Origin of the sequence: Streptomyces sp. MBT53 (assembly GCF_016654115.1) — a bacterium.
Lineage (GTDB): Bacteria > Actinomycetota > Actinomycetes > Streptomycetales > Streptomycetaceae > Streptomyces.
Genome location: NZ_JAEQAZ010000476.1, coordinates 1 through 717, shown reverse-complemented (window position 1 = coordinate 717; position 717 = coordinate 1). Strand labels below are relative to the sequence as shown.

1 pseudogene is annotated in these 717 nt (G+C 75.5%); it reads right to left on the bottom strand.

The window, feature by feature from the left end:
* Positions 1 to 565: pseudogene (locus JHN45_RS52340) on the bottom strand (MFS transporter); the annotation flags it as partial.
* Positions 566 to 717 lie beyond the last annotated feature (152 nt).

The following is a 717-nucleotide window of genomic DNA, read 5'->3' as shown; positions in this document are numbered from 1 at the left end:
ACCCTGCGGGCAGCAGCCACAACCCCCCGACCGAGGACGCCATGAGGCCGGCCGCGAGCAGCAGGGGGACGCGGGGTGCGATGCCGAGGGCCAGCCCCGCGACGGCCGCCGGGGCGACGGCCCACACGCCCGCCGTGAGTATCGACTCGACGGACAGCGCCTGCGCCACGGACCGCTCCGGCACCAGCGAGCTGAGCAGCGTGCGCAGCCCACCGGTCGCGGCGGAAGGGGCGGCCCCGGCGAGACACGCGAACCCGGCGAGGACGACGGGATGCGCGCCCGGAAACAGCCCGAGCCCCAGGAAACCCGTCGCGCCGAGCGCGAGCCCGACCGCGAGTTGCCGCCGGGCCCGCTCGGGCCGCAGCCGCATGCCGAGCACCGGGGCGCCGACGATCTCCCCGAGGACGTACGCCGCCGCGATGATCGCGCCCAGCGAGTAGCCGCCGGGCCGCTCGCGCACCAGGAAGACCAGGGCGAGCGGGGCCATGGCCACGGGCATACGGGCGCCGACCGCGGTGCAGGCCCAGGTCAGGACCTGTCGGGAGACGACATCTCGGTAGGTCATGCCGGCACGCTACGGGCCGTCACCGACAACGCCCCACGGGATTTTCCCCACCTGTGGACAACTCCCGCCATGCCCCCGTCGGACGCCGTCCAGCACGGGCATCAGAACGTCAGAACCCCCCGCGCGACCCGCCCCGCCTCCAGGTCCCCCAC